The following is a 6661-nucleotide window of genomic DNA, read 5'->3' on the forward strand; positions in this document are numbered from 1 at the left end:
ATGCTGCCCGCAACGATGCCGCCAAGGGGCGCCGGCGGCTTTGATGTAAGTCAACCGGGTAGATCTAAACCGATGGTGTCGAAGCTTTGCCGTGAAAGTCAGGCCGGGCCCCGGTGGGAGTGGCTGTAGCCGCGACGCGACCTCACAAGCGGCCGCAGCCTCGTCGCGGCTAAAGCCGCTCCCACGCACGCCGTTCATCGTCCGGGGTGGCTGGTCTTGCTGCCACGGCCGTTAGCCGGTCCAGCGTGCCGGGGCCAATAATTTCGCAAACCGCCTCCGATATCTCCGGTTCCGGACGGACCGGCCATCAGTACCTGGAAGGCCGGCCACAGGTCCTTCTCCAGCAGCGCCTCGCGCCCGAAGAAGCGTTCCGCATCCTTTTCCTGGAAGCTGTCCAGACCGAGATAGGGGTTGGGAATGGCGGGTGACGGCGCAGCGCCCGGAGCCACCGGGACGGTCGCCTCGCCAAAGCCCTGCTTGTAGTCGACGATGTACCAGCCGACCACGGCCAGCGCCCGGCCGCGCATCCGGTCGTAATAGGCGTGCAGTTCCTGTCGTTCGCGTTGCCAGTCGGTCATGCCGGTCGTGCTCCTTGGGCGGGCAGGTTATCGACGCCTTATTACCACAACTTTTGCGACTGCGGAATACGAAGGCTGGCTCAACCCCGCCGCTTGAACCAGCCCGTGAGGCTCAGCCGCTCGCGGATGGCGGGCATCACCTCGTGCTCGAAACGGGCACTCAGGAAGGTGACCAGGGTGCCGCCGATGGGGGCCACGGTTTCATAGTGATCGGGACGGTCCGGATCGGTATAGACCCGCAAGGTCCCGCCGTCCGCGGGTTGCCAGTCCGGGTTGAGGTACAGGATCGCGGTCAGGGTGCGCAACTCGACACCGCGGAACTGGTCCAGATGGCGGCGATAGAAGGACCCCGGCGGATAGCTGGCCAGATGGCCCTCGAAGCTGAAGAGCCCGAGCATGAGGTCGCGGTTCAGCGTCTGGCGCAGGTCCTCGAGCCGGGCCATGTAGGCACCGATGGCCCCCTCGCGGGCGGCGGGGTCCAGCCAGTAGACCCGGTCGGAGCGGATCTCAGAGCGGACCAGCAGGTCCTCACCGCGACCGATCCCGGCGGGTTTGAAGGCGCCTTGGGCGCGGAGTACCGCAGCCTCGGCCCGGATGGACAGGACCTCACCACTGGACACAAAAAAGGGGGTCACGCACCAGCCGGGGCCGGCCAGGGCATCGGCAATGCCGGTGTATCGGTCGAACTCGCTCGCGGGTGGGACAATCGTTGTCAAGTGACAGGGCTCCGTGTAGATGATGGGCTTCGCTTGCCTCGACCCATCTTACTACCAAACCCGCGACTCCCCCGGTACTCAACGTGGAGCGCTTCGTGAGGTAAGGCCGCGATCCCTTGAGCGGTCAGCGACTCGCAGAGCGCTACCGCCAAGCACGTTCTACTGGAACGCCGACTCTGCCTTTGGCTTCGGCCGCGGCGTCCAGACGTCACCCCATTGATAGGGCTTGGCGCGGCCGAGCGGGAGATAGCCGAAGACGATCTCACCCTTGGTACCGTCGTTCAGAGTCAGTTGGCCGATGCCGTTGGCCCCGGTCTGATCGCGGACGGTCTCGGCCCAGCCGGCGCGGCCGTCGTCGCAATAGACGTCGTAGAGCGGGGCACGGGACCCGCCAAACAGGCTGTAAGAACCCCGACAGGCATTGGTTCCGCTGGCGACGCGGAAGCTACCCGCGACGGGACTGGACTGGTAGGTCCCAAGATAGAGCGCACCCTGCATTGCCACGGCGAAGGGCCCCGAGCTGGAGTGACCCCGCGGCATGGGATCGGCGTGCGGCCCATCGAAATAGTCCAGGACCTGGCTCACGCAGGCGGGGTAACCCTCCAGCTCCACGCCACGGCAGAGCCGCTCGGCATAGTCATCGGGCGAGACGTAGGTCACGAGCCCCCCAATGTGGCCGGGCAGGAAGGACCCACAGCCACCTAGGAGGGCGGCCACGGCCAGGCACGCGGTAACCAGGACGGGTCTCTGCATGGTTGTTGCTCTCAACGGATAGCCCCCAGTCTAGCCGCCGCCCCGGGGATCGCGGCCGGCCCCGTGCGGCGACGCAACCGCCCGGGACCGGACATTGCCAGTGTACCCGCTTCCGCCAGCGGGGTGTAATGCCGCGCCGCGGATGGCCCGCCCAATGCCTGCCGCGGCGGGTCAATGGATGGGTGCGTTGGCCCAGCGTTCGGGCTAGAGTTATCATCGTTGGGACCTCCAAGCCCCCCAGTGCATGCCCATCAGAGCGGGATCACCCAGATGAGTCCAACCCCCTGTACCCGAAGCCCGGATCCCGCAACCGGTGGCGCGCGCCCCCGCCCGGGCGTCGCGTGGGTCATCGCCGCGGCCCTCCTGCTGACGCTTGCGGGCTGCGCGCAACTCGCGAGCACCAGCCAGCGCATCAGCAAGCAGGTCGCGGAGGCCCCCTGCGTCGGTCGCTGCCGCGAAACCAAAGATCGCTGCGACGACAACGCCCGTTTCGAGTACCAACAGTGCCAGGCCGGCTACAACACCGCCCAACGCGATTACCGCCGGTGCAACACCGCAGACTGGGACCCATGCGGCTACCCCTGGTGGTCGTGCAGCCAGAACCTCTACGGCTACTGTACCAATCGCTACCGGGAATGCCGTCTAGCCTGTCGCAGCCCACGGGGCTGAAACGGTTCGCGGGCGGTCGCTCACGACCGCCCGACTGACCGACGGTCGCTTTCCGGTTGCTTTCCGGTTGCCGCGCGTGCTCTATTGTGCAATGCAACAAAGGGCCGGAATACAGTCGCCAGCCCGGCCCTCAGCCCAACTGCCGAACCGGCAGGGACCCCCATGTACACACCCACACCCACAGAACACGAGGCGCAACTCGCGGACTCCCGTTTGTCGCCACTGCATCTGCGCATCCGGCCCTCAGGCCGCACCGACCGCGAGCGTCTGGACCAGTGCTTCCGCACCCTCTCACCCGAATCCAGTCGGCTGCGCTTCTTTGCCACCAAGCGCGCCTTGAGCGACAAAGAACTCGACTTTTTTTCCGGCGCCGACGGTGGCGAGCATATCGCGCTGGCCGCCATCCGGCTCGACGATCAAGGGCAGGAACTGGAGGCCCTGGGGTTCGTGCGTTGTGTCCGCCTGGCACCGGGAGGACCCTGCGCCGAGTTCTCCATCACCGTATTGGACGCGCAACAGGGGCAGGGCTTGGGCACCGCCCTTGCTGAGGCACTGATGCAGGCCGCCCAGGTCGCCGGCATCCGGCAGCTGTGCTTTGAGGTGCTGGCCGACAATATGGCGATGCGCAAGCTCGCCCGCCGTATGGGCGGGACACCCCGGCGGATGGAGGATGGCACGCTCGAGTTCGACTGCGCCTTGACGCCCGCCCCGGCGCCGACCCCACCGCCGGAGGCAGTCGCCGCAGCACCGACACCTGCATCGACGCCGCCCCCCTGCAATCCGGGCTGGGTGCTACCCTGGTTCGCCGACCCGCATGATCTGGTCGAGGCTTGGTTCCACGGCATCGACCAGACCTTGGGGCTGGCACAACGGGCGCAGACGGGGCTCTTGCGCTGGTGGGGCATCCCTATCCCTGTGGAATACACGCCTTGACGCCGCCTGACTGGAGATAACGAAAATGACACCGCACTGGCGCACCACGCATACCACCTGGTTCAGATCCCTGGCCCCATCCATCGTGTTATCGCTGTGTACGCTGGCCGCCACCGGGACCCTCGCCGATTTTCAAGCGGGTGTAGCCGCGCACAACCGGCAGGATTATGCGACAGCATTGCGCGAATTTAGTTCAGCCGCCGGGCAGGGCGATGCCGCCGCGCAATACAACCTCGGCCTCATGTACGCGCAAGGCCAAGGCGTAGCACAGAACAAAAAGCAAGCGGCTGCCTGGTACCGCAAGGCCGCCGCGCAGGGTCATGCTGCGGCGCAATACAACCTCGGTCTCATGTACAACAACGGCGAAGGCGTGGCACCGGACAAGCAGCAAGCGGTGACCTGGTATGGCAAGGCCGCCGCGCAGGGCGATGCCGCCGCGCAATTCAACCTCGGCCTCCTGTACTACCACGGCGACGGCGTGGCACAGGACCAGCAGCAAGCGGCGACCTGGTTCCGCAAGGCGGCCGAGCAGGGCCATGCCAAGGCGCAACACAACCTCGGTGTCATGTACGAGAACGGGCAAGGCGTGGCACAGGACAAGCAACAAGCGGCGGCCTGGTACCGCAAGGCCGCCGAGCAGGGCGATGCCGCAGCACAATTCAACCTCGGTCTGCTCTACGAGATCGGCGAAGGCGTGGCACAGGACCATCAGCAAGCGGCGACCTGGTACCGCAAGGCCGCCGAGCAGGGCCAAGCCAAAGCGCAATCGAACCTCGGTGTCATGTACGAGAACGGCCGCGGCGTAGTACAGGACAAGCAGCAAGCAGCGGTCTGGTACGGCAAGGCCGCCGAGCAGGGCAATGCCGCGGCGCAATTCAGACTCGGTGTCATGTACTACCAGGGTGAAGGCGTCACCAGGGACCAGCAGCAGGGGCTGACCTGGTTGCGCAAGGCCGCCGCGCAGGGCTTCGCCGAAGCCCAATCGGCACTGAAAGAACTCGGCGAATAGCCGCGCCACCCAGCAGCTGCGATACCAGGCGCAACAACCGCAGGCCGACGCTTCAGCGGGCGCCGCCGCCGCGGCGCCGACACCCTAGGGATTTCGACGCTCGCTTGCGAACGCCGGCACCGCCAACTTAAGTGTCCTAAGACCTTCCATAGGCCCGCTTCGGCCACCATCTGGTTAAGACCTGGGCCGCTTCGAGCCCCCAATCCCGAGGAGACAACGATGTCTGACCGAGTGTATAAGCTGGTTGAGGTCGTCGGTACATCCAGCACCGGCACCGATGAGGCCATTCACAATGCCATCACCACGGCGGCCAAGACCATCCGGCACATCGACTGGTTCGAGGTTGTCAAGACCAGCGGCCATGTGGTGGACGGTAAGGTCGCCCACTTCCAGGTCACCCTGAAGGTCGGCTTCCGGCTCGAAAGTGACTGACGCGTGAGGCCGGCCATAGTTGAGATGGAGGAGGAACCATGAAAAGTGTAGCTCACATTCTAAACGAGAAGGGTAGCCAAGTCTGGTGCATTAGCCCCGCAGCAACCGTCTACGACGCGCTCGCCCTCCTGGCTGACAAGAACGTCGGTGCCCTGCTGGTAACCGAGACGTCCGGCCCGGTGGGGCTCCTGTCGGAGCGGGATTGCGCCCGTAGCGTGATCCTCAAGGGCCGCACCTCCCGCGACACCCTCGTGCGGGAGATCATGACCCACAAAGTCCTGTGCGTCACCCCGGATCAGCCGGTGGAGGAGGCGATGGCACTCATGACCGAGCATCGCGTGCGCCATCTGCCGGTCATCGCGGGGGGCGCGGTGCTGGGCATGGTCTCCATCGGCGATCTGATCAAATCGGTCATCGCCGAGCAGCAGTTCATCATCACGCAATTGGAGCACTACATCAGCGGGTGAGCGACCCCCCATCACCTCAACGTCGGCACGAGGCGGCGCCTGCTTGGCCTATGCGCCGTCATTGCCGAGCGCGACACCGCACCCATCTCCTGTGCGCGCTAGCGCTTGGCCAATAGCGGGTTGTTTGCTGCCAGCAAGTCGATGCTTTCCTGGCTCACCAGGGGCGCACGCAGCAGGCGCGCCAGCCCCGCGCCGCCCTGCGCCATGATCCGTGAATGATTGCGGATAAACAGCGAGCGGGCGACCGGGGCGATCAGCTTCATCCACCACCGGGTGCTGCGCACCTGCCAATCATAATGAACGATACTGACCGTGCCTTGGCGAGTGAATTGCCAGCGGCCAACCCCTTCAAGGTCGCCCGCGGCGGCGCCCTCAATAGCCACCAGGTTTTCGATGCGGGTGACGCGTACCGCGAATACCATGCGATAGGGCAAGGACCCTTTCCAGACATAGCGCCGGACATTGTTGATGCCATCAACATCACCGGCTGCCACCTCTTCCACCTTCTGGACGCCCGGCCACCAATCCGGCCAGCGCAGGGAATCTTCAATGGCCAGGAATACTTCTTCCAGCGGTGCTTCAATGCGCCAGATCGTCAGCAAGTGATAGTCCGCCACGGGACCTCCTGCGAGTCCTGCTCGGTGGTAACAGCGCGCCGGCCCGGGTAGTCAGGCGCCGGAAGCGCAAGCTTATCAGGTCTTGAGAAAATCCGGCAGGCCGGCCTTGAATGGGTTAGGGATGCGTGGCCTTGGGTTGGCGCAGGCGCGACGCTAACCATCTCAGCAAATAACATATTGTTCATGCTGCCGTTATCCCAGAGCCGACGGCCCTTTGCCCCCCGCAGGTGAAAAAACACTGCGCAATGTTCGTTGGCACACCGACCCAGCCAGACCCCCGCCCTACCCTCTGAGCCGACTCGAGCGAGAGGGTCACGGGAAGCAGTTGGATCAAGGAAGAATTCGGGCAACCAATGGCATCACCAGACTGTACCCCTGGGAGAAGGAATGGTTCCGTACGATGTGTACCTGAAGGGTTATGCCGCATTGAAAGTTGAAGCACCCATCAGCATTCACTTCGAATACGATCTGGGCGGGGCCGATACAG

9 protein-coding genes are annotated in these 6661 nt (G+C 64.8%); 5 read left to right on the forward strand and 4 right to left on the reverse strand.

The genetic code is table 11. From position 1 onward, the window contains the following. Positions 1-194 precede the first annotated feature (194 nt). The 3 genes from QZY44_RS30750 to QZY44_RS30760 all read right to left on the reverse strand — a co-directional run bounded on the left by QZY44_RS30750 (position 195) and on the right by QZY44_RS30760 (position 2047). Complete coding sequence (locus QZY44_RS30750) at positions 195-578, reverse strand: hypothetical protein (RefSeq protein WP_295456650.1); 384 nt, start codon at positions 576-578, stop codon at positions 195-197. 80 nt (positions 579-658) lie between these two features. Then, the gene (locus tag QZY44_RS30755) at positions 659-1294 is read right to left on the reverse strand and encodes a 2OG-Fe(II) oxygenase (RefSeq protein WP_295456652.1); all 636 of its coding nucleotides are present in this window, start codon (positions 1292-1294) and stop codon (positions 659-661) included. A gap of 159 nt (positions 1295-1453) precedes the next feature. Continuing rightward, positions 1454-2047, reverse strand: a complete 594-nt coding sequence (locus QZY44_RS30760; protein ID WP_295456655.1) for a hypothetical protein — start codon at positions 2045-2047, stop codon at positions 1454-1456. 270 nt (positions 2048-2317) lie between these two features. On the opposite strand from QZY44_RS30760, the gene QZY44_RS30765 reads away from it, so the two are divergent. The 5 genes from QZY44_RS30765 to QZY44_RS30785 all read left to right on the forward strand — a co-directional run bounded on the left by QZY44_RS30765 (position 2318) and on the right by QZY44_RS30785 (position 5557). Further along, entirely contained in the window at positions 2318-2716 is a 399-nt protein-coding gene (locus QZY44_RS30765; RefSeq protein WP_295456658.1) for a hypothetical protein, read from the forward strand. Between the two features lie 162 nt (positions 2717-2878). Beyond that, on the forward strand, positions 2879-3649 hold the full coding sequence (locus QZY44_RS30770) for a GNAT family N-acetyltransferase (protein WP_295456661.1): 771 nt from the start codon (positions 2879-2881) through the stop codon (positions 3647-3649). Between the two features lie 178 nt (positions 3650-3827). Beyond that, positions 3828-4658, forward strand: a complete 831-nt coding sequence (locus QZY44_RS30775; protein ID WP_295456663.1) for a tetratricopeptide repeat protein — start codon at positions 3828-3830, stop codon at positions 4656-4658. Between the two features lie 219 nt (positions 4659-4877). After that, complete coding sequence (locus QZY44_RS30780) at positions 4878-5090, forward strand: dodecin (protein ID WP_295456665.1); 213 nt, start codon at positions 4878-4880, stop codon at positions 5088-5090. A 38-nt stretch (positions 5091-5128) separates the two neighbouring features. Beyond that, positions 5129-5557 carry a CBS domain-containing protein gene (locus QZY44_RS30785; protein ID WP_295456667.1) on the forward strand — a complete coding sequence of 143 codons (429 nt, stop codon included), beginning with the start codon at positions 5129-5131 and terminating at the stop codon, positions 5555-5557. Between the two features lie 98 nt (positions 5558-5655). On the opposite strand, the gene QZY44_RS30790 is transcribed toward QZY44_RS30785, so the two are convergent. After that, positions 5656-6159, reverse strand: coding sequence for an SRPBCC family protein (locus QZY44_RS30790; RefSeq protein ID WP_295456668.1), 504 nt, complete (start codon positions 6157-6159; stop codon positions 5656-5658). Between the last annotated feature and the right edge of the window lie 502 nt (positions 6160-6661).

The organism is uncultured Thiodictyon sp. (assembly GCA_903837595.1).
GTDB lineage: Bacteria > Pseudomonadota > Gammaproteobacteria > Chromatiales > Chromatiaceae > Thiodictyon.

Bases quoted from the DNA above. Each gene is read 5' to 3' on its own strand.
- QZY44_RS30750 (WP_295456650.1), bottom strand. From the start codon at position 578: ATGACCGACTGGCAACGCGAACGACAGGAACTGCACGCCTATTACGAC.
- QZY44_RS30760 (WP_295456655.1), bottom strand. From the start codon at position 2,047: ATGCAGAGACCCGTCCTGGTTACCGCGTGCCTGGCCGTGGCCGCCCTC.
- QZY44_RS30780 (WP_295456665.1), top strand. From the start codon at position 4,878: ATGTCTGACCGAGTGTATAAGCTGGTTGAGGTCGTCGGTACATCCAGC.
- QZY44_RS30770 (WP_295456661.1), top strand. From the start codon at position 2,879: ATGTACACACCCACACCCACAGAACACGAGGCGCAACTCGCGGACTCC.
- QZY44_RS30765 (WP_295456658.1), top strand. From the start codon at position 2,318: ATGAGTCCAACCCCCTGTACCCGAAGCCCGGATCCCGCAACCGGTGGC.
- QZY44_RS30785 (WP_295456667.1), top strand. From the start codon at position 5,129: ATGAAAAGTGTAGCTCACATTCTAAACGAGAAGGGTAGCCAAGTCTGG.